At 62.3% G+C, this 22,923-nt stretch carries 28 protein-coding genes and 1 tRNA gene; 6 read left to right on the forward strand and 23 right to left on the reverse strand.

The window, feature by feature from the left end; translation table 11 throughout:
* The first annotated feature begins 45 nt into the window (after positions 1-45).
* The gene (locus OO12_RS28620) at positions 46-372 is read left to right on the forward strand and encodes a hypothetical protein (RefSeq protein ID WP_034159523.1); all 327 of its coding nucleotides are present in this window, start codon (positions 46-48) and stop codon (positions 370-372) included.
* A gap of 6 nt (positions 373-378) precedes the next feature.
* Here OO12_RS28620 and OO12_RS29415 read toward each other — a convergent pair whose 3' ends face one another.
* From OO12_RS29415 to OO12_RS15025, 10 genes are all read right to left on the reverse strand, one after another.
* Positions 379-603 carry a retroviral-like aspartic protease family protein gene (locus OO12_RS29415; protein ID WP_082006557.1) on the reverse strand — a complete coding sequence of 75 codons (225 nt, stop codon included), beginning with the start codon at positions 601-603 and terminating at the stop codon, positions 379-381.
* Positions 604-673: 70 nt separating this feature from the next.
* Positions 674-862, reverse strand: coding sequence for a hypothetical protein (locus OO12_RS14985; protein ID WP_034159524.1), 189 nt, complete (start codon positions 860-862; stop codon positions 674-676).
* Complete coding sequence (locus OO12_RS14990) at positions 859-1,635, reverse strand: MBL fold metallo-hydrolase (protein ID WP_034159525.1); 777 nt, start codon at positions 1,633-1,635, stop codon at positions 859-861. Before OO12_RS14990 ends, OO12_RS14985 begins: the two co-directional genes overlap by 4 nt.
* A gap of 10 nt (positions 1,636-1,645) precedes the next feature.
* Positions 1,646-2,422 (reverse strand): TatD family hydrolase, encoded by a 777-nt coding sequence (locus OO12_RS14995; protein ID WP_034159526.1) that lies wholly within the window; start codon positions 2,420-2,422, stop codon positions 1,646-1,648.
* The gene (metG, locus tag OO12_RS15000; RefSeq protein WP_034159527.1) at positions 2,422-3,960 is read right to left on the reverse strand and encodes a methionine--tRNA ligase; all 1,539 of its coding nucleotides are present in this window, start codon (positions 3,958-3,960) and stop codon (positions 2,422-2,424) included. Before metG ends, OO12_RS14995 begins: the two co-directional genes overlap by 1 nt.
* Before the next feature lie 381 nt (positions 3,961-4,341).
* Positions 4,342-5,325, reverse strand: a complete 984-nt coding sequence (locus OO12_RS15005; RefSeq protein ID WP_034159528.1) for a DNA polymerase — start codon at positions 5,323-5,325, stop codon at positions 4,342-4,344.
* Positions 5,322-5,948 (reverse strand): dTMP kinase, encoded by a 627-nt coding sequence (gene tmk / locus OO12_RS15010; RefSeq protein ID WP_034159529.1) that lies wholly within the window; start codon positions 5,946-5,948, stop codon positions 5,322-5,324. The genes OO12_RS15005 and tmk overlap by 4 nt, the downstream gene beginning before the upstream one ends.
* Entirely contained in the window at positions 5,945-7,060 is a 1,116-nt protein-coding gene (locus tag OO12_RS15015; protein ID WP_443024568.1) for a D-alanyl-D-alanine carboxypeptidase family protein, read from the reverse strand. Before OO12_RS15015 ends, tmk begins: the two co-directional genes overlap by 4 nt.
* Positions 7,061-7,157: 97 nt before the next feature.
* Positions 7,158-8,168: a septal ring lytic transglycosylase RlpA family protein gene (locus tag OO12_RS15020; RefSeq protein ID WP_235364809.1), complete on the reverse strand. Its 1,011-nt coding sequence runs from the start codon at positions 8,166-8,168 to the stop codon at positions 7,158-7,160.
* The gene (locus tag OO12_RS15025) at positions 8,158-9,189 is read right to left on the reverse strand and encodes a lytic murein transglycosylase (protein WP_034159531.1); all 1,032 of its coding nucleotides are present in this window, start codon (positions 9,187-9,189) and stop codon (positions 8,158-8,160) included. The genes OO12_RS15020 and OO12_RS15025 overlap by 11 nt, the downstream gene beginning before the upstream one ends.
* Before the next feature lie 336 nt (positions 9,190-9,525).
* Here OO12_RS15025 and OO12_RS15030 point away from each other — a divergent pair.
* The 3 genes from OO12_RS15030 to OO12_RS15040 all read left to right on the forward strand — a co-directional run bounded on the left by OO12_RS15030 (position 9,526) and on the right by OO12_RS15040 (position 11,138).
* Positions 9,526-9,615, forward strand: a tRNA-Ser gene (locus tag OO12_RS15030).
* A 54-nt stretch (positions 9,616-9,669) separates the two neighbouring features.
* On the forward strand, positions 9,670-10,059 hold the full coding sequence (locus OO12_RS28625) for a hypothetical protein (protein WP_034159532.1): 390 nt from the start codon (positions 9,670-9,672) through the stop codon (positions 10,057-10,059).
* Between the two features lie 437 nt (positions 10,060-10,496).
* Entirely contained in the window at positions 10,497-11,138 is a 642-nt protein-coding gene (locus OO12_RS15040; RefSeq protein ID WP_034159533.1) for a class I SAM-dependent methyltransferase, read from the forward strand.
* Here OO12_RS15040 and OO12_RS15045 read toward each other — a convergent pair.
* A complete protein-coding gene (locus OO12_RS15045; RefSeq protein WP_034159534.1) occupies positions 11,135-11,695 on the reverse strand; it encodes a MarR family winged helix-turn-helix transcriptional regulator in 561 nt (186 codons plus the stop codon). The two genes, OO12_RS15040 and OO12_RS15045, sit on opposite strands and share 4 nt — an antisense overlap.
* A 153-nt stretch (positions 11,696-11,848) precedes the next feature.
* Here OO12_RS15045 and OO12_RS15050 point away from each other — a divergent pair, with 153 nt between their 5' ends.
* Entirely contained in the window at positions 11,849-12,184 is a 336-nt protein-coding gene (locus OO12_RS15050; RefSeq protein WP_034159535.1) for a cupin domain-containing protein, read from the forward strand.
* Between the two features lie 47 nt (positions 12,185-12,231).
* Positions 12,232-12,642, forward strand: a complete 411-nt coding sequence (locus tag OO12_RS15055; RefSeq protein WP_327196026.1) for a VOC family protein — start codon at positions 12,232-12,234, stop codon at positions 12,640-12,642.
* Positions 12,643-12,707: 65 nt separating this feature from the next.
* Here OO12_RS15055 and OO12_RS15060 read toward each other — a convergent pair whose 3' ends face one another.
* From OO12_RS15060 to pyrH, 12 genes are all read right to left on the reverse strand, one after another.
* Positions 12,708-12,908, reverse strand: a complete 201-nt coding sequence (locus OO12_RS15060; RefSeq protein ID WP_034159537.1) for a hypothetical protein — start codon at positions 12,906-12,908, stop codon at positions 12,708-12,710.
* Positions 12,909-13,000: 92 nt separating this feature from the next.
* On the reverse strand, positions 13,001-13,324 hold the full coding sequence (locus tag OO12_RS15065; protein ID WP_034159538.1) for a PilZ domain-containing protein: 324 nt from the start codon (positions 13,322-13,324) through the stop codon (positions 13,001-13,003).
* A gap of 93 nt (positions 13,325-13,417) precedes the next feature.
* On the reverse strand, positions 13,418-13,645 hold the full coding sequence (rpmE, locus tag OO12_RS15070) for a 50S ribosomal protein L31 (RefSeq protein WP_034159539.1): 228 nt from the start codon (positions 13,643-13,645) through the stop codon (positions 13,418-13,420).
* Between the two features lie 146 nt (positions 13,646-13,791).
* Entirely contained in the window at positions 13,792-14,268 is a 477-nt protein-coding gene (fabZ, locus tag OO12_RS15075) for a 3-hydroxyacyl-ACP dehydratase FabZ (protein WP_034159540.1), read from the reverse strand.
* On the reverse strand, positions 14,265-14,939 hold the full coding sequence (locus tag OO12_RS15080) for an OmpH family outer membrane protein (protein ID WP_235364810.1): 675 nt from the start codon (positions 14,937-14,939) through the stop codon (positions 14,265-14,267). Before OO12_RS15080 ends, fabZ begins: the two co-directional genes overlap by 4 nt.
* Positions 14,940-14,944: 5 nt before the next feature.
* Positions 14,945-17,674: an outer membrane protein assembly factor BamA gene (bamA, locus tag OO12_RS15085; protein WP_443024566.1), complete on the reverse strand. Its 2,730-nt coding sequence runs from the start codon at positions 17,672-17,674 to the stop codon at positions 14,945-14,947.
* 63 nt (positions 17,675-17,737) lie between these two features.
* Positions 17,738-18,871: a M50 family metallopeptidase gene (locus tag OO12_RS15090; protein WP_034159584.1), complete on the reverse strand. Its 1,134-nt coding sequence runs from the start codon at positions 18,869-18,871 to the stop codon at positions 17,738-17,740.
* A gap of 13 nt (positions 18,872-18,884) precedes the next feature.
* A complete protein-coding gene (locus OO12_RS15095; RefSeq protein ID WP_034159542.1) occupies positions 18,885-20,039 on the reverse strand; it encodes a 1-deoxy-D-xylulose-5-phosphate reductoisomerase in 1,155 nt (384 codons plus the stop codon).
* Positions 20,036-20,818: a phosphatidate cytidylyltransferase gene (locus OO12_RS15100; protein WP_052215911.1), complete on the reverse strand. Its 783-nt coding sequence runs from the start codon at positions 20,816-20,818 to the stop codon at positions 20,036-20,038. Before OO12_RS15100 ends, OO12_RS15095 begins: the two co-directional genes overlap by 4 nt.
* A gap of 2 nt (positions 20,819-20,820) precedes the next feature.
* Positions 20,821-21,561 (reverse strand): isoprenyl transferase, encoded by a 741-nt coding sequence (locus OO12_RS15105; RefSeq protein ID WP_034159544.1) that lies wholly within the window; start codon positions 21,559-21,561, stop codon positions 20,821-20,823.
* A complete protein-coding gene (gene frr / locus OO12_RS15110; protein ID WP_034159545.1) occupies positions 21,561-22,118 on the reverse strand; it encodes a ribosome recycling factor in 558 nt (185 codons plus the stop codon). Before frr ends, OO12_RS15105 begins: the two co-directional genes overlap by 1 nt.
* Positions 22,115-22,792, reverse strand: a complete 678-nt coding sequence (gene pyrH, locus OO12_RS15115; protein WP_443024569.1) for a UMP kinase — start codon at positions 22,790-22,792, stop codon at positions 22,115-22,117. Before pyrH ends, frr begins: the two co-directional genes overlap by 4 nt.
* Positions 22,793-22,923: the final 131 nt, after the last annotated feature.

Below are 22,923 nucleotides of genomic sequence, written 5' to 3' on the forward strand. Positions count from 1 at the left end.
AATGTACGCGGTTTCGTTGAGGCATGCCGCGAGCTCATCGGCGTAGTGAGACACTGGCTGGGTTCGATCGACCTGACCGCCGAAATCATCCAAGACCTAATTGTCCGCTGGTCGCGTATCGACACGATCATTCCGATAGGCGCCCGAACCTATCTTTTTCGCATGGCAATTAATCTCGCGGTCGATCACGGGAAGGCCGATAATCGGCGTGCTGAGATCCGTTATCGCCCGGACCGTCTCACATTCCTTGACCGAAGGTTTATCGTCACCAGGCGTGGCATTGGCTCCATCGATCAGAAAGAAGCGCGGTTAGGGGCTTCTCATGAGATGTCTCTCTTCGACGTCGCGCTTACTTTGATTCAAGTCCGATAATATACATTATGTTAAATCGACATCGATACCGCACTCTTGCCCACGCTCAGTCGGTTCGGGCACCAAAGTGCCATTCTCCACTGGCATCGATCCGCTGGCGGTTTGCACCTCGATCGGCTCGTGGCGCCTGTCGACCGTGACCTTAGCTGCCCTGGCGGTTGCTTCAGACAATGCAACCGTCGTTGCGCCGCTATCGCTCGGCATCGACCACGTGACACCGTTGATCGTCACTCGGGAATAATGATGACTGTCATCGCTCGGTGCGATGCGGATCGTTCTGCCGTGGCCTGCATGCTGGAAGCTATTGAAAACTAGCGAAAATTGCTGGCAGGTTGACGACAACGATATAGATGATGCCAATGATCGCCGCCCAGGCCAGTGCCGATTTGATTGCGAAGCTGAGCGGGATACGGCGACCGGCCAATGAGCTGACCGCCAGCACCAGGCACAACAGCGAGAATATAACGCCAGCGGATTGGCCCTCGGTCATGCGATCAGCTCCAGCCCGTCATAACCCGGTTCGACACCCTTGGGCAGTTCACGCAACAATGTGGCATAATCCATCGAATAATCCATATGGATCAACGCCGATCTGGGCGGACGCAATTCCCCGATCCATCCGAGCACGGCCGACAGTTCAGGATGGGTCGGGTGTGGAAAGCGCCGCAGTGCATCGACCACCCATATATCCAGCCCTTGATACAATGATCGCATATTATCAGTTAAAATATTGAAATCAGTAGCATATCCGATCGATTTTTCGCCATGATCAAAGCGCAATCCAGCGGATTCGATATTACCATGTGGCTGATCGACCACCCGGATCATGATGTCGCCGATCTCGATCGCGTCCGGCAGGCTCTCGCCATCGACCGTCGGCGGATAACCGTCGCGGCCGTTAAAGGCATAAGCGAAACGCTCGCTCAACGCGGCAAGCGTTGTGGCCCGAGCCAACCCTCGCACCGGCCGCCCGCGCGCGTGATAGATTTGCCGCAAATCATCGATACCATGGCAATGATCGGCATGATCATGCGTCCAGATCACCGCATCGACATCGGCGACATTGGCGGCCAGCAGTTGTTCGCGCATGTCTGGACTGGTGTCGACCAGGATGCGCGTCGTATCGGTCTCGACGATCACTGACTGGCGCAAGCGGCGATTGCGCGGTTCGGTTGGGTCGCATTCGCCCCAGTCCCCACCCTGATTGGGGCCGATTCGCGGTACGCCCGATGACGTGCCCGATCCGAGGATGCGGATCTTCACCGCCGCGACTTCACGCGATGGTCTTGGCGAACAATCGGTGGAAATTCCGGGCGGTTGCTCCGGTCAGTTGCTCGACTGTCTCACCGCGCAGATTGGCCAGAAACTGCGCCGTGTCGGCGACAAATGCCGGCTCGCCGGTCTTGCCGCGATGCGGCACCGGCGCAAGGAACGGCGCGTCGGTTTCGATCAGCAGGCGGTCGAGCGGCAGCCGCGCGGCCGTTTCCTGCAGATCCTTCGCATTCTTGAACGTCACAATGCCTGAAATCGAGATCATGAAACCCAGGTCGAGCGCGATATCGGCGAACGCCCCGCTCGCGGTGAAGCAATGGATGACGCCGGGATAGGCCCCCTTCCCCAGTTCGTCGCGCAGGATCGCCGCCGTATCGTCCTCGGCATCGCGAGTATGCACGACGATCGGCAATCCGGTCTCGCGCGCGGCGGCGATATGCGCGCGAAAGCTGATCTGCTGCCGCTCGCGATCGCTATGATCGTAGTAATAATCCAGCCCGCTCTCCCCGATGCCGACGACGCGCGGATGCCGGGCACGATCGACCAGTTTGGCGGTGTCGATATGCGCATGCTGGTCGGCTTCATGCGGATGGATGCCGACCGTCGCCCACACATCGCTTTCGCGCTCGGCGGTGGCCAGCACATCGTCCCACTCGCTTTCCCGCGTCGCGATATTGAGCATTGCGGTCACACCCCGCGCGCGGGCGCGTTCGAGCACTCCCGCCTGATCCTCGGCAAGCCCCTTGTAATTCAGGTGGCAATGGCTGTCGGCGAGCATCAGTCCGGTTCCGCCGCCAGTTCCAACCGTGGGAACACGCCGCTCGGCGCGGGCAGCGGCGTTCCCGCCGCCACCGGCCGGCTTAGCGCAGCAAAGGTCCGCGCATCCACGCTCTGGCCAAGCAGGTCGAGCAGCCGATCCGCGCCGTCGGGAATGGCCCAGCGTGCCATGATCGCGATGCGGCGGATCGCCTCGATCGTGAAATGCAGGATGGTGTCGGCCCGGGCTGGATCGGTCTTGCGCACGCCCCAAGGCGCGGCGTCGGCGAAATACTGGTTCGCATCGCGCGCGGCCGACCACACCGCCTCCAGTGCATTATGAATCGCAAGGTCGCCCATCGCGGCATGCAGCCCCGCCTCGGCGGCGATGACGCTCGCCATCAACGCCTCTTCGGTTTCGGTCGGCGGCCCCGCCGGCGGTATCTTGCCCTCGCAATTCTTGGCCACGATCGACAGGCAGCGCTGCGCGAGATTGCCGAGATTATTGGCCAGATCGGCATTGCAACGCGTGACGATCGCTTCTTCCGAATAGCTGCCGTCCTGGCCGAAACTCACTTCGCGCAACAGGAAATAGCGCAGCGCATCGACCCCGAACCGTTCGACCAGTTCGATCGGATCGGTGACGTTGCCGACCGATTTCGACATTTTCTCCCCACGGTTGAGCAGGAAGCCATGGCCGAACACCCGCCGGGGTAATGCCAGCTTCGCTGACATCAGGAAGGCCGGCCAGTAAACCGCATGGAATCGCACGATATCCTTGCCGATGACATGCAGATCGGCTGGCCAGTATCGCGCCATGTCGGCGGCATTGTCTGGATAGCCCGCACCGGTCAGGTAATTGGTCAGCGCATCGACCCATACATACATGACATGGCCCGGGCTGCCCGGCACCTTGACGCCCCAGTCGAAACTGGTCCGCGATACCGACAGGTCGGACAGGCCGCCTTCGACGAAGCGCATCACTTCGTTGCGCCGCGCATCCGGCAGGATGAAATCGGGCTGTGCGTTATACAGATCGAGCAGGGGCTGTTGATATTTCGACAGGCGGAAGAACCAGGTCTCCTCGGCGGTCCATTCGACTGGCGTGCCCTGGGGGGAAACTTTGCCCCCTTCCCCGTCGACCAACTCCTTCTCGTCGTAAAATGCTTCGTCGCGAACCGAATACCAGCCTTCATAGCGATCGAGATACAGATCGCCGGCATCCGCCATCGCCTGCCAGATCGCGGCGCTGGCGGCGTGATGCGCCGGCTCGACGGTCCGGATGAAACGATCATAGGAAATATTCAACCTGTCATCCATTTCCTTGAAATAGGATGACATTTCATCAGCAAGCGCACGCGTTCCGACGCCGCGGTCACGTGCTGTCTGGACCATCTTCAGCCCATGTTCGTCGGTGCCGGTCTGGAAACGCACGTCGCGCCCCGCCTGACGGTGGTACCGCGCGATGGCGTCGGTCGCGATCGCCTCATAAGCATGACCGATATGCGGGCGTCCGTTCGGATAGCTGATCGCGGTGGTGATATAATAAGGCTCGCCCATGCCGGGCCTCCTAGCGCGGTTCGCGCGCGATTAGAACCACCGACACGGCACTCATGCGCGATTCAAGACCAGCCCCGGCATTGGCAATGAGGGAAAGCGCCTGGTCGATGCCCGGCGCGAATGGCTCTTTGACATGACTGGTTCACGACGAAAAACGCGCCACGCTGTTATGGCGGGAACAGCGTGCGCCTGTTGCTGATACGCGGATCGGCGATGCTGTTTTTATGCTGTTACCATGCTGTTATTCAATAACAGCATAGATGCCGGTATCTTATTGATAAACATCAAGAAAACTGCCGCCGATTTCCAACATAACAGCATGAAAAAAATATCGGCAAATAACAACATCCGGGCATATCGATCAGGCCCGGAAAACCGGCCTCACCGCTCGGCGAGCGTCGCCACCAGCCCAGCCATCTCGAACACCGTCGCCTGCGCGTCGAGCGACAGGCCGCGCGCGCTGGCCGACAGCGCACGTGCCGCATCATAGCTGTTCAGCGCGGTTTGCAGGGCAGCCCCGCGCTTTCCAGGCGCAGCGGCAGCGATGAAAGCGGGCGCGCGGTCGAGAAACGCCTCGTAGCGCGGTTGCGCGGCTTTGGGCGACAGCAGCTTGGCCAGCTTCGCGCGCTGCGCATTGCTCGGGTCCCCATCCCTCGCGATCCCGATCAGCGCCGTATCGAGCGCCGCCATATCGAGCCCGGCAAATCCCAGTGCCCGGCCCGGCGATCCCTGCCCCGCCGTCACCAGCGCGGCGATCTCCGCATCCTTGGCGTCGGGCAGCTGCGCGCGCAAAACGCGCTCCATCGCGACATCGTCGAGCGGGTCGAAGCGCAGCAGCCGGCAGCGTGACCGGATCGTCGGCAGCAGCCGACCGGGCGCGTGGCTGATGAGCAGGAAGATGGTGCCGGCGGGCGGTTCCTCCAGGCTCTTGAGCAGCGCGTTCGACGCGCCGGGCCGCTCGACTTCGTCGATCGCGTCGATCAGCACGATGCGGCGCGAGGACATCGATGGCGTGGTCGCGAACATCGGCCCAAGTGCACGAACTTGCGCGATCGGAATGCTCCGCGCGAGATCCTGGCCGGGCTTGTCGGCATCCTTGGGCTGGCGCGTCAATTCGCGGTAATCGGGGTGCGATCCGGCAGCGATCAGTGCGCGGGTGCGATCGCCTTCCGGCACATCGTAACCCGGCGGAAGCGCCCCCGGGTTGGCACCTTCGGCCAGCAGGCGCAACGCGGCGATCCGGGCGAAACTCGCCTTGCCCACGCCTTCGGGGCCCGCGAACAGCCAGGCATGGTGCAATGTCCCGCCCGCCATCGCCGCGGCAAAGGCAGCATGTGCGGCATCGTTTCCGACCGGCAGTTTCATGGCAGCAGATCGGCGAGACCGGTGAGCAATGCCTCGGTTACCGCTTCGGGCGATCCTGATGCGTCGATGCGGCGCACCCGGTCGGGTTCATGCTCGGCATAGCTCCGGAACGCCGCCGCGACCTGGGCGTGGAAGTCGTCGCCCCGCGCCGCGAACCGGTCCGCTGCCGCGCCATCACGATCATCGGCACGGGCACGCCCCTGATCGAGCGGTACTTCGAGGATGAAAGTGCGATCCGGCAACAAACCGCGCGATCCAAAGCCGTGCAGCGCGAGCACCGCCGCATCGTCAATCCCGCCCGCCACGCCCTGATAGGCGCGGCTGCTGTCGATGAAACGGTCGCAGATCACCCAGGTCCCGGCACCGAGCGCTGGCTGGATCTGCTTTTCGACATGATCCGCGCGCGCCGCCGCGAACAGCAAGGCTTCGCTATGTGGACTCCAGCGTGTGACCGTGCCCTGCATCAGCAGCCCGCGAATCGCCTCGGCGCCTTCGCTGCCGCCGGGCTCGCGCGTGACGAGCGTCTCGATCCCGCGCGCGCCCAGCGCCTCGGCGAGGCGCCGGACCTGAGTCGATTTACCCGCCCCCTCGCCGCCTTCGAGCGAGATGAAGCGTCCCCTCACCCGCCGAACAGGCCCATCAGACCAGCCCAGGCCCGGCCGAAAAAGCCGGCTTCATCGACATCCTTGTCCGCAACCAGCGGCAGGCTCTGCGCCGGCATATCGGGGGTCATCACAACCAGGTCGGCAATGTGCTGGCCGGCCTTGATCGGGGCCTTGATCGGCCCGTTATAGACCACGCGCAGCTGAATATCGGGCGAGGTCCCCGCAGGAAGGGTTGCCGTCAGGTTGGACGGCGCGACCAGACCGACGGTGCTCGCATTGCCTAGCTGAACTTCAGCGGTCTCGACCTTGCGGCCCTTGGCGACGATGGGCTTGGCCTGCCAGGCGCGGAAACCCCAGTTCATGAACTTGACCGATTCCTCGATCCGCTGGTTCGAACTGGTCAGGCCGGCCATGACCATGATCAGCCGACGCCCATTCTGCTGTGCCGATCCGGTGAAGCCGTAACCGGCCTCATCGGTATGTCCGGTCTTCAGCCCATCGGCTCCGGCAACGCGGCCGAGCAGCGGGTCGCGATTCGCCTGAGTGATGTCGGCGCCGGCGCCGAGCGTCTTGCCCCAGGTGAAATTCGGCAGTGAATAGAACTTCTTGTAATAATCGGGATGGTCGTTGATCGTCGCGGCCGCCAGCTTGGCCAGGTCGCGCGCAGTAACATAGGTCACGCCATTGTCGGGCCAGCCATTCGATGTGCCGAAATGGCTGTTGGTCAGGCCAAGTCGCTTGGCCGCCTGATTCATCCGCTCGGTAAACGCCGCTTCGGTACCGGAGATGCCTTCGGCCAGCACGACACAGGCATCGTTGCCCGAAAGCGTCACGATGCCCTTCAGGAGATTCTCGACGCTGACCTTCTCTCCGGTCGACAGGAACATGGTCGATCCGGCGGCAGGGCCATGCCACTGCTTCCAGGTCTCGGGCCGAACATCATATTGCGTGTCGAGCTTGATCTCGCCCTTTTTGAGCATGTCGAAGGCGACATAGACCGTCATCATCTTCGCCATCGACGCGGGCGGCATGCGCCGGTCGGGGTCCTTGGAATAGAGGATCGCCCCTGACGACAGGTCAGTCAGATAGGCGACTGGCGCCGGCGTCTCGAACGCTGGCGCGGCGGCCATGCTCGGATTGGCCAGAACAAGCGCGATAACGGAGGCGGCGGCGAGCTTCTTTGTCGACAGGTTCTTCATGGGCAGTCCGTAACGCTAAGGGGATGACTCAGTTCGTTTTCACGATCCTGGCATCTCCATAACCACGTCTTGCCACATCGTCACGCGCGCGTTGCGCCAAAGCGTTGTTTGCGAACGGTCCGATCTGCACACGGAAGATCGATCCGGCCATTTCGACCCGCCCGCCCAGTTGCGTCGCCAATGCTTTGGCGCGACCGGCATTCGAAAGGGCGGCCACCTGGACATAAAGGCCCGGCCCGCCATGTGTCGCTGCTGCTTGCTGGCGCGGAGCGCTCGGCAGCGGCGCTGGCCGCGCGCGGGGCTCGCCTGGTGGTGCGTAGCTGGCACCCGGCGCAGCGCGGAGTGGTGCGCTCCGTGTCGCTGTGGGCCGCGCCGCCGTCGGGCGCGGCGCAGCAGCCGTTGCACGCACCGGCAGCTTGCGGCGCAAGGCGGTGAGCAGCGATGGCGGCGCATCGATACGGGGCGACGCGGCCTGCCCCTGGCGCAACGCCATCTGATCCGGCGGCGGCGGGTTGACCAGCCGCACACGCACCGGCGCCAGGGCATTCACGCCGAGCAATTGGGCCGCGCCGCGCGATAGATCGATCAGCCGGTCATCCGCACCCGGTCCCCGGTCGTTAACCAGCGCGATAATGGTTCGCCCGCTGTCCAGCGCGGTAACCTCGACGAACGAGCCGAGCGGCAAGCTGTTATGTGCCGCGGTGATCGCTGCGGGGTTGAAGGGTTGACCCGACGCCGTGCGCCCGCCGCCCACTTCCTCGCCATACCAGCTCGCATAGCCGACTTCGTCATAGCGCTGCTGCTCACCCGACGTGCCGCGCGGTCCGGTGCCGGAGGGCATGTCGACCGGCAGCGGTTCGGGAACACGCGCCTGTTGTGCTGGGCCCGGGCGACCAGACGGTGGTGGCGCATAACTCGCCCCATAACTGGGCTCGGCCCCGTTGGTCTGCTGCTGCGCCTGCAACGGCGTCGCCTCGACACCGCTCCCGCCACATCCGGCAAGGAACAGCGCTACGCCAAGGGCAAATCTATTGTTCAACTGCATCCGCGAGGAGTCCGACCGAAAGAGCGTAAAAGTTCGAGCAATTATAATCGAGGATAACCCGATAATTTCCGGTTAGCAGATACGCGGTTTTCCCCGGACCATCCGGCTCGAGCAATGTCGCCAGCACCCGGTCGCCCGGCCAGGTCCGGGTTTGCGGCGTAATGCCGAGCGCACGCCACTCCGCCATCGTTTTCCATCCGCTATGTCGTTCGAACACGCGGGGGCAGCGTGGCGAGACGCTGCGGTTGGCGATCAAGCCGCGATCGAACCCCGTGGGGACATTGACCGCCAGTCCCCAGGGCTGGCCCGGGCGCCAGCCGGCATTGGCGAAATAATTGCCGATCGAGGCCAAAGTATCGGCATCGCTGTTCCAGATATCCGGCTGCCCGTCGCCATCGCCATCCTTGGCGAGGCGCAGATAGATCGACGGCAGAAATTGCGGCCCGCCGGTCGCGCCTGCCCAGCTGCCCAGCAATTTGCTGCGTGGCAGGCCGCGATCCATCATCTTTAGCGTGGCGATGAATTCGGACGAGAACAGCTCGCGGCGGCGCCCTTCATAGGCAAGCGTCGCCAGCGCGCGCGGCAAATCGAAATTGCCCATCACGTTGCCGTAATTGGTTTCATGCCCCCAGATCGCGACCATGATCGATTCGGGGACGCCGAGTTCGCGTTCGATCCGCTGCAGCCGGAACCGCTGCGCCTGATAGGCGGTGCGCCCGCGATTGATCCGCGAGGCATCGACATGGCGCGCCTTGTACGGCGCGAAGTTGAGGATCCCCGCGGTCGGGCTGGATCCGCCGCCCGGTTGTGCCCGGTCGAGTTCGATCACGCGGGTATTGAGCGTCAGCGTCGGCATGACCGCATCGAGCGTCACCGGGCTCACTCCTTGCGCTTGCGCCTGCGCCCGGAGGGTGACGAGATAATCCTGGAAACCGGCCTCATCCTGGGCATGAGCCGATCCGCTGAACATTACGCATACACAGGCGGCGAACACCGCCCCGAACCATTGCTTCATTTGATCACTATCCCCGGCATTGACCGACCTTGCCACAGCGTTGCCGCGACACAAACCTCCGATGGTCGTGCCTGGAGCACAAAGCGGCGCGGCTTCATACCTATTCCGGGCTTGCGCTCCGCCGCCCCGGCGCATTAAGCGCCACAACGCGCGGAGAGGTGGCCGAGTGGTTTAAGGCAGCGGTCTTGAAAGCTAACGGGGGTTTCGACCCGCGGAAGCGCGGACCGACGAAAAAGGAATGTAATTAGAATCGCTTAGCGGTAGGTCGGCAAATCGGCGGGTTGGAGCGCTTCCGAGCCATCTAGCAGATTTCTAGCCCCGCCGCTGAATCGGTATGGAAGAGTGTCCGAGTGGTTTAAGGAACTGGTCTTGAAAACCAGCGACGGGGCAACCCGTCCGTGGGTTCGAATCCCACCTCTTCCGCCAATCCCAACGAAGCGCACTCGTTGCGGCGAGTGAGTCATATGGCAGTCTCGAGCTATGTTGAAGGTACGACGCGACAAACTGCCAAAAGGTTGGGCCTACCCGTTAAAGGCGTCGATCCTCGACCAAGCGGTCTCGGATGCGGGCATTTTCACTTCAGTGACACTATTTCTCCATCATGGAGCTTTCTGGGCAAAGCGCCCCCTCTTCCACGCCAATTTCTATCTCGTCGGTGCATTGGTAAAAAACGAGGAAGAGGAATTCTGGATCGGTTGTCGGTCGGTCGCGGCAGCGGATTGCAGCGAAGCCCGCAGCTTTATCGAGGCGGAGGCCATACCGGCGTTTACTAAGTGGGCAGCGGAGCTAGAAGTCCTGCCAGCCAATTCCACCCGCCGGAAGTCGCACGGAATCACGAGAGATTGGAGTGCTACGACTCCTAACGAGTAGTCGTAACAGCACCCCACGCCCGAGGGCGCAGGGTGCTGGCAGCGTCAGGTGGCAGAAGAACCCTACCCCGCTGCTGGCCCCGATGTTTGATGGCGAGGGTCGGTGGCCTTAACCTCGGCGCGGGCTAGCCGGAACACCCGCGCAAACTCAACTCATGTGAAACGATCCTCGTCCCTCCGGCAACCGCCAATGGTGGGATCAACGCAGAGCCGCAGGCGCACCACGTCGTCGGACCAGAATGGCTTCCGACACTTGAGGCAGTGATGCCAACCTACCTTGCGAACGACGCGCCGGTTGTTCCGCCGTTCCGGGCCGTTATCGACACGATGTGACAGCTCCCCGCAACCTTGGCCTGCGAGGCAGGGGCGAGACGCGGCTTCGCTTCGACTCATTCCGACGCCGGACAGGATAAGGTCGCGATCCGAGGAGCAAATATCATGAGCATCGCGGGCGACGCCCGTTTCTGGGACCGGAGTTCACGGAAATACGCCTTGAGCACCGTTGCCGATCAGGCCGGATATGAGCGCACACTGGACCGTACCCGCGCCCTGCTCGGACCAGGCGACAGGGTGCTCGAACTGGGCTGTGGAACCGGAACGACGGCGCTCCGGCTTGCCGGCGATGTCCCGGACTATTGTGCAACCGATATTTCCGCGGAAATGATCAGGATCGCCAATGAGAGATACGCTGCCGATCCGGCCCCGACCCTTACTTTCCGCACCGCGACCGCGGAAGCGCTTGCCCCTGACGCGCCACCGTTCAACGCGGTCCTGGGCTTCAACTATCTCCATCTGGTCCGCGACTTGCCCGGGACGTTACGCCGGATCCATGATCTTCTGGCAGCGGACGGCCTGTTCATCTCAAAGACGCCATGCGTTGGAGAAATGAACCCGCTCATTCGGCTCGCCTTGCCGGTGATGCGCGCGATCGGTCAGGCCCCTTATGCGGGCGTCTTTCGGGCGGTGGAACTAAACCGGCAAATATCCGCGGCGGGTTTTGACATTCTTGCCATCGAAAACCATGCAACCAGGGGTAACGACAACCGCCCTTACATCGTGGCACGCAAGAGCCGAGGTTAATGGTCGGGGGCGTGACGCACCGGCGCGCGCGCGCCTTGCTCGATGCCGACGATCAGCTTGCGCAGCAAGCCAGCAAGGACCTCGCGCTCCTTGATGTCCAGCGCATCCAGGAACAAGGCTTCGTTCGCCATGTCCGTGCGAAAAGCTTGCTCGGCAAGTGCAGCGCCAGTCTCAGTCAACGCCACCAGCACGCTTCGTCCGTCGCGCGGCGCCTTCTCGCGCCGGATCAGCCCCGCCTTCTCCAGCCGGTCGAGCCGATGGGTAAGGCCGCCCGACGAAACCATCAGCAACGTGTATAAATCCGTCGGCGTCAACCGGTAAGGCGGCCCGGATCGGCGCAGGGTTCCGATGACGTCGAATTCGCCGCGATCGAGACCGAAACCGGCAAAGGTCGCCTCGATGCTCGAGCGCACCAGAGTCGACACCCGATAAGCCCGCCCCAGGATCGCCATCGGCGCGGTATCGAGATCGGGCAGTTCGCGTGCCCATTGCCCGCGCAGCCGATCTACATGATCGCCATCGACCTGGCCGGCATTGTTTTCAGTTTTCCCCGTCATTTCTCACCCCGGGGCGCCAGTTGCGCCGAACGCAGCGCATACACCATCCAGCGTTTCGCGAGAAGGTGTCTTGACAGGAAGATAGTTCCGACGGATATATCTTCTCGTCAAGATAGTTTGCTTCCGCAAACATGCATCAAGAGGAGACTGGATATGCTCAATGTCCTTCGTCACCAGGAGCCGCAACCAGGCCAGAGCCGCACGGTGCGCTTCGAGGGCCTAGACCATGGCAGCGGGGTGTCGTTCTTCCTGGTCGACAATGAGCCGGGCCAGGGGCCGGGCCTTCATGTGCATCCCTATTCCGAGACCTGGATCGTCAGAAAGGGCGAGGCCGAGTTCATCGTGGGCGACGAGAAGGTCCGCGGCTATCCGGGCGACATCCTGGTCGGGCCCGCCGGCATCCCGCATCGCTTCGTGAATGTCGGGACGGGGCGGCTCGAAGTCACCTGCATCCATGCCAGCGACACGATCGAGCAGGAATTCCTGTGACGTGAAATCGACGCCAAGAACAGCAAAAGGAGAATAGTGTGCCCAAGATGATCTTTGTGAACCTGCCGGTGCAGGACCTAGCCACAGCGACCCGCTTTTATGAAGCGATCGGGTGCGAGAAGAACGAACAGTTCAGCGATGACCAGGCCTCTTCGATGGTCTGGTCGGACGCAATCACCTTCCAGTTGCTGACTCACGGCTATTTCGCAACCTTCGCGCCGAAGCCGATCGCGAATGCGCGGGAAACCGTCGGCGCACTGTTCGCCCTGACTCGCGACAGCCGCGAAGAAGTGGATGGCATCACCGAAGCCGCAGCCTCAGCGGGGGGCAAGGCGGACGTTCGCGACCGCATGGATATGGGCTGGATGTACAACCGTGCCTTTGCGGACCCGGATGGCCATGTCTTTGAAGCCGTATGGATGGACATGAGTGCGGCGTTTGCCGCGCCGAATGAATAACGACGAAAGGATCACGATGGTCGGCGCTTTCGCTTGCCGACCATCGTCTCCCCCTATTGCCCACCCTATCGACTGTCGGGCCGTGACTTGCGCGGCGCACCGTCAGTTTGATGATCGCGCGACGCGTCAAACGCGCGCCAGTCGCCAAGGGTGACCTTGATCAGCGGGAAACCGCAACGGCGACATGGCGCACGGTAATTATGGCCATCGTCCCACACCCGCGCCGCGTCGCGCTGATGGTTCAGGATCAAGCATAGCAGATTCATCGCCGCGTTTCCGTCCGGCACCAATCGACCGCGCGGGGAAAGCTGGGTCCTATATCGGCTCGCGTGGCCATAACGCCCCCTCGCCCTTCAAACTAACTTGGGCTGAGCGCAGCCAGCGTTTCGAACGCGGCATCGTCGAGTGCATGATGGAACTGGCAGCCGGCCTCGAAATCATCGGCCCACATCACCGTGGCCGCAACCTGGCCAAGCAACGGGAGGGTCAGCCAGATAACCGCGCCTCTGCGCAGTCCGGAATAGCTATGGATACGGGCACCGTGGATCGACAGATCCGCCACCTTGCACAAGGTGCGGTCCAGTCCGCCTCGCCCGATCCGCGCATCAAGCGACACCGGCGCGCGCGGGGCTCGCCGGCGTCCGTTGCTGATGACTGCTGGTTCGTATTCGGCGGCGAACATGGCTCCCCTTTCGTCTGAACGATGAATCGTCGACAACTGGGGAGAGCCTATGCCCGCTTGGCTAACGCGCCGTTAACAACGGCGCCAAAGCCCTTACTTCTTGAGAGTGAGGCCACCGAAGCGCTTGTTGAAGCGTGCGACCTGGCCGCCGGTGTCGAGCATCGTGCCGCGGCCGCCGGTCCATGCCGGATGCGCCAGCGGATCGATTTCGAGCGTCATCGTGTCGCCTTCCTTGCCCCAGGTGGAGCGGGTTTCGTACACGGTGCCATCGGTCATCTGCACCTTGATGGTGTGATAATCGGGATGGATGTCTTTCTTCACGTCAAATCTCCGAGAGTGGCTGGTTCCGACCAGCCTGAAGGAAGGCGCGCCTTACAGAAGGCGCTCTTGAAACACAAGCGCGGCGGCCATCCGACCGGATCGGCATCCCCGGCGCAAATATACGGCAGACCGGGCAGATACTATGCTCAGGCTTTGGGAGGATCCGCGATCATTGCGGTGAAATTCGATTCCGCGACAAGCTGCCCGTCGATCGTGGCGCGACCGGAGAATTTACACACGCTCGACCGTTTCTGCACGAACTCGACTTCGAGGCGCAACAGCACACCGGGTTCAACCGGCTTCCTGAACTTCGCGCCTTCGATCGCCATGAAATAGACCAGCTTGCCCGATCCGGCGAGGCCAAGCGATTCGACCGCAAGGATGCCTGCCGCCTGCGCCATCGCCTCGACGATCAGCACGCCGGGCATGATCGGCCGTCCGGGGAAATGTCCCTGGAAAAAGCTTTCGTTGATCGTCACCGCCTTGATCGCCGCGATCGACCGGTCGAGGATCAGTTCCTCGACGCGGTCGACCAGCAGCATCGGATAGCGGTGCGGCAGCGCTGCCATGACCCGCGCGATATCGAGCGGGCCAAGCACTGCCGGAGCTACCGTCTCGGTCACCGGCTTTCAGGCTGCTTCTTGGGCTTGGCGCCGGTCGCCGGTGCAGCGGGCGCAGGAGCGGCGGCCGCTTGCTGACCCTGCTGGCCAGGCTGCCAGCCGGCTGGCGGTGTGATGCTCGCCTTGGGGAAGAGGCGATCGATTTCAGCGCTGATCGCCGGGGTGATGTCGGCGGTCGGGCTGGCGAAGAACGCCGCATTGGGGCGGATCAGCACCGAGATGTTGCGCGACTTCACCACATTGGTGACGGCTTCATTGACCTTGCTGGTGATCTGCTCGACCGCATAAGCGCGGGCGCGCGACGGCTGTGCGGTCATGCGGCCCAGTTCTTCCTGCGCTGCCTTTTCCTTCGCTTCGATCTGCGCCAATTCCGCCCCACGGGTGCTGCGCGCGGCGGCAATCTCAGCCTGGCTCAGCTGATTGTCGCCATTGGTGTCGAACTTCTTGTAAAGCGGCGCCAGTTCGGCCGCGATCGCATCGCTGCGCGTCTTGGCTTGATCGAGCTGCGTCTTGTAGGTCGTGCCGATTTCCGCCTGTGCCGCAGCCCAGACCTTGGAATTCTCGACTGCTGCTTCAGGATCGGCGACCGCAACGGTCTGTGCCTGCGCCTGGGTAGCGACGATGATCGCGCCGGGAGCGACCAGCACCGCCGCCAACAAAATCTTCTTGTGCATATTCATTAGAAGGATGTCCCTACGTTGAAAGTGATAAGCTTGGTATCGTCGCCTTTATCCTTGAGCAGCGCATAAGCAAGATCGATGCGCAACGGGCCAAAGGGTGAGGTCCAGTTAACACCGGCGCCGATCGAGAGACGTGGCTTGGCTGAATTGCCGACGAATTGTTCCTTGAAGGGCTGGATGGCGGTATTACGAAGAATCTGGTTCACGCCGCCGCCGTTGCAGGTTCCGGATGCGTCCGGAATACCGACCGCGCAAGTCGTCGTCAGCGTGCCGCCATCGGCCTGGGTAATACCGTAGAGCTGCTGGCCTTGGTCGTTCAGGAGCAGAGGTGACAAGAAATTGCCTTTGTCATCGACCGGAAAAGTAACCGTGGGCAAAGGCTTGGTGATACCGAACAGCGCGCCGGTCTGCAGATAGATTGACGGGCGCAAGCCGAGTTCGCGAGCGCCGGCACTGAGCGGGATTTCAAGCTCGATGCGCCCGGAGTAATACGCTCGACCGCCGAGTGCATCGTCGATGATCTGGTTCTTGTCGGTCACCAGGATCTGCTTGCCGCTGGCATCCGTGGTGTAGGGGATACGCTGGACGCGCGGCCCGACGCCACGAATGTCGAAGCCGCGGAACTCCGGCTCGCCAAGATAGAAACGATCGGTGATGCGCACCTTGTCAATGCCCTTGCCGCGACTACCTTCCAGTGAATGGATGTAACCGCCCTCAAGGCTTGCCGACAGGATGAAGCCGCTGCCGAGGCCCCAATATTTATCGGCATCGAAACGCGTGCGGATGTAGCGCACGTCACCGCCAAGGCCAGCGAAATCCTGGCTGAACACCAGTCGCTGACCACGGCTCGGCCGCAGTCGGCTGTTGAGGCTGTCATAGATCAGCGAGTAGCCGACCGAAGACGTCGCGCGGTTGCCGATCGCTTCGCAGAGATAGCGGCCAGCCTTGACGACATCGCAGCTGCCGTTGGTGTAATATTGGCTCGAAAGCCCCACATTGTCGAAGGTCAGGCCGTAGCGCGCCGACGCCGACCAATATTCGGTCAGCGGGATGCCCGCCCGGATCTGGAAACCGGTCGAGACCTGACTGTAAGTGGTCTGGCGGTCGTTACCGATATAATTGAACGAGTTATAGTCGCGGCGGAAGATGTCGCCACCAATCGCGATATTCTTGTCAAAGAGATAAGGCTCGGTAAAGCCCAGTTCCACCGACTTGGAATAGCTCGAATAATTGACGCTCGCGCGCAACTCCTGCCCCTTGCCGCGGAAATTGCGCTGACGGATCGATGCCTGGACGATGAAGCTTTCGAGGCTGGAGAAACCGGCCGACAGCTGCAATTCGCCGGTCGATTTTTCTTCGACATCGGCGGTCAGCACGACGCGGTCCGGCGCCGATCCGGGAGTCTGCTTGATCTCGAACTTTTCCTGGAAAAAGCCGAGCGAGTTGATCCGGTCCTGCGAGCGCTTAACCTGGAAGCTGTTGAACGCATCGCCTTCCGACAGGCGGATTTCACGCCGGATCACCTTGTCCTGCGTGTTGGTGTTGCCGTTGATGTCGATGCGCTCGACATAGGATCGCTTCGCCTCGGCGATGTTGAAATTCAGCGACATGGTGAGCGTTTCACGGTCGCGCTGGAATTCCGGATTCACCTCGGTGAAGGCGTAGCCGAACAATCCAGCCGTCTCGCTGAGGCTGTCGACCGAGCTCTCGACCAGCTTGGCGTTGTACCAGTCGCCCTTCTTGATCGCCAGCCCCTTGGCCAGCGCGTCATTGTTAAAGTCGCGGATCGAGCTGTCGACGGTGACGTCGCCGAACTTGTAGCGCGGGCCTTCCTCGACGACATAAGTGATGATGAAGTCGGATTTGTCGGGGCTCAGCTCGGCGACGGCGGAGGTCACCTTGAAGTCGGCATAGCCCTCGGTCAGGTAGAATTGGCGCATCTTCTGCTGGTCATACGCCATGCGATCCTGGTCGTAGCTCGTGTTCGAGCTGAGCAGCCGGAACAGACGCGCCTGCTTGGTCGCCATCTGCTCGCGCAGCTTGTCATCGTCGAACACCTCGTTGCCGATGATGTTGATCTGACGGACCTTGGATTTCGGCCCTTCGCTGATTTCGAATACGACATCGACACGGTTCTGGTCGAGCGCAACCATCTTCGGTTCGATCGAAGCACCGAAACGACCCTGGCGCCGATACAGTTCGACGATTCGCGCGACATCCTGACGCACGGCCGTGCGCGTGAAGATCTGGCGTGGGGCGAGCTTGATTTCCTTGGTGATTTTCTCGGACTTGAGGCGCTTGTTGCCCTCCAGCACGATACGATTGATCACCGGATTTTCGCGGATGCGAATGACGATGTCGCCGGTCTCGACGCCGGCGATCGACACATCGGCGAAGAAATCGCTCGCCAGCAGGTCGCGCAGGCCCTGATCGAGCGTTTCGTTGGTGTAGGCCTGACCAATACGCAGCTTGGTGTAGGAGAGCACCGTATCGGGTTCGATACGTTGCGATCCCTCGACGCGGAGCGACTTGATCGTGCGCGTCACCGGCGCAACGACGGGCGCTGGTGCCTGGGGGGCTCCCGCTTGTGCCGCGGCACCCTGTGGCGCGGCTTGGGGCTTGGCGGCCGGCGGCGCGGTCTGCGCACTGGCGATGCCCGACAGCATGGTGCCCGCGAGCAACGCCGCCGTGGCGCTAGCGCCGAATTTAGAAACCTTGATCGCTGTCACTGTCCACCCCAACCGGAGAAAATTACGCGGGCCGCTTAATTAGCCTGCCCTGCCTCAACCGCGTCAGCCGATCAACCCGGCCAAATTCTTCCACAGCCCGAAAGCGCCCAGATCATTGAACGTTACGAGCATCATCAGCGCAAACAATGCCACCAACCCGCCACGAAAAGCCCATTCCTGGACTTCCGGTCTGACCGGTCTTCGCCGGATCGCCTCGATCGCGTAGAAAAACAAATGGCCACCATCCAGCATGGGGACTGGCAACAAATTGATGAACCCCAAGTTAATCGACACCAGGGCAATCAGGAAAACAAACGCATCGGGACCAAGCGCCAACTGCTCGCCCGATGCCTTGGCGATGCTGAGCGGTCCGCCGAGTTCCTTCACCGAGCGCTTACCAGTGATGATCTGGCCAAGCGTTTCGACCATCATGCCGACGATGTCACGCACACCGCGGACCGCCACGCCCGGCGCCTCCAGCAAGCCGACCGAGACACGGACGGCCTGAGCCGGTGCGACGCCGAGCAAGCCGAGGCGATATTCATTGTTGAAGCGGTCGCGCTGGACCTGCGTGCCGATCGTCACGGTGCGACGGATCGACACGCCGCCGCGATCGAACGTGACCTCGGCCTGTTCGCCGGCCCGAATCCGGACGTAACGGCGAATATCTTCGAACCATGCGACCGACCGGCCGCCGATTGCGGTGATGCGATCGCCGGGCTGCAGCGCGATCGCGGCCGCGGCACTGCCCTTTTCAACCGCCCCCACGACGGTGGTGGTGCGGCTGTCGCCATAAGCCAGCGCGAACCCCATCAAAATCAGGACCGCGAGGATAAAATTCACCGCGGGCCCAGCCGCGACGATGATCGCGCGCTGCCATACCGGCTTCGCCTGGAAGGTTCGCGACCGTTCTTCGGCGGGCAACGCCAACCACGCCGCATCGGGTTGCCCCGCCGCATTCATGTCACCGGCAAACTTCACATAGCCGCCCAGCGGCAGCCAGCCGAACTTCCACCGTGTGCCGCGCTTGTCAGTGACGCCAAAGATTTCCCGACCGAAGCCGATCGAGAAGGCGTCCGCCTTCACGCCGAACAGGCGTCCGGCGAGATAATGGCCCATCTCATGAACGAACACGAGCGGTCCGATCACTAGCACGAATGCCAAAATGGTCAGCCAAAGGCCAGGGGTCTGGATCAAATCACGCAATCCTTCACACGCCACTCACTATTCTGGCGCCCGCGATCCTCCGCGCTTCGGCGTCGATTGCCAATACTGCATCGAGCGTTTCCGGTGCGGGCGGGTCGTAACGATCCAGCGTATCGGCGACGATTGCGGCAATTTCGAGGAAGCCGATCCGGCGTGCGAGGAACGCTGCAACGGCGATCTCATTGGCAGCGTTGAGAATTGCCGGACGCGCGCCACCCGCATTCAGGGCCTCGCGCGCCAGACGCAGCGCCGGGAAGCGTATGGGATCGGGCGCCTCGAAATCGAGCCGGCCGATTGCGATCAGGTCGAGCGGCGCCATCGGCGTCGCCATGCGCTCGGGCCAGGCCAGGCAATGCGCGATCGGCGTACGCATATCGGGTGGGCCAAGCTGAGCAAGCACCGAACCATCGACATAATCGACCAGCGAATGGACCACCGATTGCCGATGCAGGATGATTTCGATCTGATCATATAGAATTGGGAACAGCCGGGCCGCCTCGATCAACTCGAGCCCCTTGTTCATCAGAGTCGCCGAATCGATCGAGATCTTCGCACCCATCGACCAGTTGGGATGCGCCACCGCCTGCTCCGGTGTGACGTCACGCATCCGATCGACCGGCCAGTCACGGAACGGTCCGCCGCTCGCGGTCAGGATGATGCGGCGAATCCCCTCCGGCCGATCGAAGTCGAAGCATTGAAAGATCGCATTATGCTCCGAATCGGCGGGGAGCAGGGTCGCACCATGGCGCTTGGCCGCGGCGAGGACGACATCGCCGGCCGAAACCAGCGGTTCCTTATTGGCCAGCACCACCGTGCCGCCCTGTTCGACCGCCGCCATGACGGGTTCGAGGCCCGCACAGCCGACGATCGCCGCCATCGTCCAGTCCGCGCCCATCGCCGCGGTATCGAGCAAGGCCTGCGCGCCGCCCGCAGTTTCGATGTCGGTCCCTGCCAATGCGTCGCGCAGCGCCGGCAGGCAGCTTTCGTCCGCCACCACCGCGCGTCGCGCATTGGTCCGGACCGCCGCCTTGGCGAGTTTGTCGACGTCGCAATTGGCGGTCAGCGCCAGGACCTCGAAACGCTCGGGTTCGCGCTCGATCAGGTCGAGCGTCGAACTGCCGACCGATCCGGTCGCACCAAGGATAGTGACTGTTTTCATATGTAAAATCGCGGCAGGATGACCAGAAACGCGGCGATCGGCGCTACCGGCACCAGCCCGTCGAGCCGGTCGAGTACGCCGCCATGCCCAGGCAGGATGTTGCCGCTGTCCTTGACCCCTGCCCTGCGCTTCAGCCAGCTTTCGAACAGGTCGCCGCCCTGCGCCAGCACGGCTAGCACCGGCGTCGCGAGCGTCATGCGCCAGGGCAGACCGTAGAAAACATGCATGGCGATCGCGAACAGGCTTGCCAGTACGACACCACCGATCAGCCCGGCCCAGGTCTTGTTCGGGCTGATCGCCGGCCATAATTTCGGCCCACCGATCGCGCGCCCGGCAAAGTAAGCACCGATATCGCAGGCCCAGACAAGCGCCAGCGCCCACAAGGTATAGACGATGCCTTCGTCTTGGCGGCGCATGAACACCAATGCCAGCACTGGCAGCCCGCAATAGATCACACCCGCGGCCAGTGTCGGCCGCCGTGTCACGATCGCGATGAAGAAAGTCGCGCCCGCCAGCAACCCGAGCGTGAAAAAGTTATGCACCTCGATGATCAGTGATGCCGGCGCCATCAGCGCAAGCGGCACCGACAATGCGAATTGCGCCATCCGCCGGGTCTTCCGATCGACACCATCAAGGTCGGCCCATTCCGCCATCATGACCAGCGACAACAGGATGCAGACCAGCCAGAAGCCGATGCCGCCCCACCACAGCGCCAGCGCCGCGACGGCGACGAGCAGCACGGCCACAGCGGACCGCAGCCCGAGATCAGAGCTTTTCATGGTCACAGGCCGCCGAAGCGCCGCTGACGTCGGGCGAACTCGGCGACCGCATTTTCGAGCGCAGCGGCATCGAAATCCGGCCATAGCGTGTCAATGAAGAGCAATTCGGCATAGGCCGCCTGCCACAACAGAAAATTGGACAGACGTATTTCGCCCGACGTGCGGATGAGCAGATCGAGCGGCGGCAAATCGCCGGTATCGAGTTCGGCATCAATTGCCGCCTCGTCGATACTGGCAATATCAAGCGCACCGCTCTCGACCCTGGCGGCAAGTCGCCGGGCTGCCCCTGCAATCTCGGCTTGTGCGCCATAATTGAGCGCGATCACCAGAATCGGGCCGCTATTGGTCGCCGTCCGCGCGATCGCGTCCTCGACCTGGGTAACAAGATCCGCGGAAAAGCGCCGATAATCCCCGATCACCCGCAGGCGGACATTCTCGCGCACCAGTTCATCGATATCGGTGCGGATGAACAAGCGCAGCAACCCCATCAGGTCGCTCACTTCTTCCTCTGGCCGGCGCCAATTCTCCGAGGAGAAGGCATAGAGCGTCAACGCTTCGATACCCATCGCGCGCGCCGCACGAGTCACGGCGCGAACCGCCTCGACCCCAGCCTTGTGCCCGGCGAAGCGCGGCAGAAAGCGCTTCTTGGCCCAGCGCCCGTTGCCATCCATGATAATGGCGACATGGCGGGGCAAATGCGTCGTCCCGGCAGCGGGAGGCGCAGCCGTGGCGGGTACGGGCATCACTTGCCGAGGATTTCCTTTTCCTTGGCCGATGCGGTCGCGTCGATCTCTCCGATCGTCTTGTCGGTCAGCTTCTGGACTTCGGTTTCGTGACGCTTGCGATCGTCTTCGCCGAACAGGCCCTTTTTCTCATCGGCCTTCAGGCTGTCCATGCCGTCGCGGCGCACGTTGCGCGCGGCAATGCGTGCGTCCTCGGCATATTTACCGGCCAGCTTGGCGAGTTCCTTGCGGCGTTCCTCGGTCAGGTCGGGAATCGGCAAGCGCAAGGTCGTACCATCAACGATCGGGTTGAGCCCGAGGCCGGCCGAGCGGATCGCCTTGTCGGCCGGACCGACATTCGATTTATCCCAGACCTGAACCGACAACATGCGCGGTTCAGGCGCCGACACGGTCGCGATCTGGTTGAGCGGCATGTGCGCGCCATAGACTTCGACCGTCACCGGATCGAGCAGCGACGTCGACGCACGGCCAGTGCGCAGGCCCTGCAGATCGTGCTTCAGCGCCTCGACACTGCCGGCCATGCGGCGTTCGAGATCTGCCTTGTCATAGGCCATCAGGCTTGCTCCTCTTCATTCTGCACGATCGTCGATGTGCCTTTTCCGCTGAGGACGGCGGCAAGATTGCCCTCTCCGCGAATGTTGAACACGACGATCGGGATGTTGTTGTCACGGCACAAGGCGACCGCGGCGGCATCCATTACCTTTAGATTATCGGCCAGAACGCGTCCGAAACTCAAGCTTTCATAGCGTGTCGCCGATGCGACCTTTTTGGGATCGGCATTATAGACGCCATCGACGCTGGTGCCCTTGAACAGCGCTTCGCAATTCATCTCGGCGGCGCGTAGCGCCGCGGTGGTGTCGGTGGTGAAGAATGGCAGGCCGGTGCCGGCGGCGAAGATCACCACGCGGCCCTTTTCCATGTGCCGTTCGGCACGGCGGCGGATATAGGGTTCGCACACCGACGCCATCGGGATCGCCGACTGCACGCGCGTATGCACGCCGATTTTCTCGAGCGCGTTCTGCATTGCCAGCGCATTCATCACCGTGGCGAGCATGCCCATATAATCGGCGCTGGCACGGTCGATGCCCTGGGCGGCGCCCGCAAGGCCGCGGAAGATATTGCCGCCGCCGACCACGATGCAGATTTCATGACCCGCTTCCCTGGCAGCCTTGATTTCGCCGGCGATGCGATCGCACGTTTCGGGATCGATGCCAAACTGGCCCTGACCCATCAGGACTTCGCCCGACAATTTTAGCAGAATTCGTTTGAAGCGGAGTGCTGTCACAGGGTTCCAACATACAGGCGGACGGGGCGGCGCGGACCTTAGTCGGCGAGGCTGGCGATTGGAAGCGGGAAGGCGTG

The sequence above is a fragment of the Sphingomonas sp. ERG5 genome (assembly GCF_000803065.1).
Taxonomy (GTDB): domain Bacteria; phylum Pseudomonadota; class Alphaproteobacteria; order Sphingomonadales; family Sphingomonadaceae; genus Sphingomonas.

Bases quoted from the DNA above. Each gene is read 5' to 3' on its own strand.
- OO12_RS14985 (WP_034159524.1), bottom strand. From the start codon at position 862: ATGACCGAGGGCCAATCCGCTGGCGTTATATTCTCGCTGTTGTGCCTG.
- OO12_RS14995 (WP_034159526.1), bottom strand. From the start codon at position 2,422: ATGCTCGCCGACAGCCATTGCCACCTGAATTACAAGGGGCTTGCCGAG.
- metG (WP_034159527.1), bottom strand. From the start codon at position 3,960: ATGGGCGAGCCTTATTATATCACCACCGCGATCAGCTATCCGAACGGA.
- OO12_RS15005 (WP_034159528.1), bottom strand. From the start codon at position 5,325: ATGAAACTGCCGGTCGGAAACGATGCCGCACATGCTGCCTTTGCCGCG.
- OO12_RS15015 (WP_443024568.1), bottom strand. From the start codon at position 7,060: ATGGCCGCCGCGCCAGCGTTCGAGACGCCGGCGCCAGTCGCCTATCTG.
- OO12_RS15025 (WP_034159531.1), bottom strand. From the start codon at position 9,189: ATGAAGCAATGGTTCGGGGCGGTGTTCGCCGCCTGTGTATGCGTAATG.
- OO12_RS28625 (WP_034159532.1), top strand. From the start codon at position 9,670: ATGTTGAAGGTACGACGCGACAAACTGCCAAAAGGTTGGGCCTACCCG.
- OO12_RS15040 (WP_034159533.1), top strand. From the start codon at position 10,497: ATGAGCATCGCGGGCGACGCCCGTTTCTGGGACCGGAGTTCACGGAAA.
- OO12_RS15045 (WP_034159534.1), bottom strand. From the start codon at position 11,695: ATGACGGGGAAAACTGAAAACAATGCCGGCCAGGTCGATGGCGATCAT.
- OO12_RS15050 (WP_034159535.1), top strand. From the start codon at position 11,849: ATGCTCAATGTCCTTCGTCACCAGGAGCCGCAACCAGGCCAGAGCCGC.
- OO12_RS15055 (WP_327196026.1), top strand. From the start codon at position 12,232: ATGATCTTTGTGAACCTGCCGGTGCAGGACCTAGCCACAGCGACCCGC.
- OO12_RS15060 (WP_034159537.1), bottom strand. From the start codon at position 12,908: ATGAATCTGCTATGCTTGATCCTGAACCATCAGCGCGACGCGGCGCGG.
- OO12_RS15065 (WP_034159538.1), bottom strand. From the start codon at position 13,324: ATGTTCGCCGCCGAATACGAACCAGCAGTCATCAGCAACGGACGCCGG.
- OO12_RS15080 (WP_235364810.1), bottom strand. From the start codon at position 14,939: ATGCACAAGAAGATTTTGTTGGCGGCGGTGCTGGTCGCTCCCGGCGCG.
- OO12_RS15095 (WP_034159542.1), bottom strand. From the start codon at position 20,039: ATGAAAACAGTCACTATCCTTGGTGCGACCGGATCGGTCGGCAGTTCG.
- OO12_RS15100 (WP_052215911.1), bottom strand. From the start codon at position 20,818: ATGAAAAGCTCTGATCTCGGGCTGCGGTCCGCTGTGGCCGTGCTGCTC.
- OO12_RS15105 (WP_034159544.1), bottom strand. From the start codon at position 21,561: ATGCCCGTACCCGCCACGGCTGCGCCTCCCGCTGCCGGGACGACGCAT.
- pyrH (WP_443024569.1), bottom strand. From the start codon at position 22,792: ATGGGTCAGGGCCAGTTTGGCATCGATCCCGAAACGTGCGATCGCATC.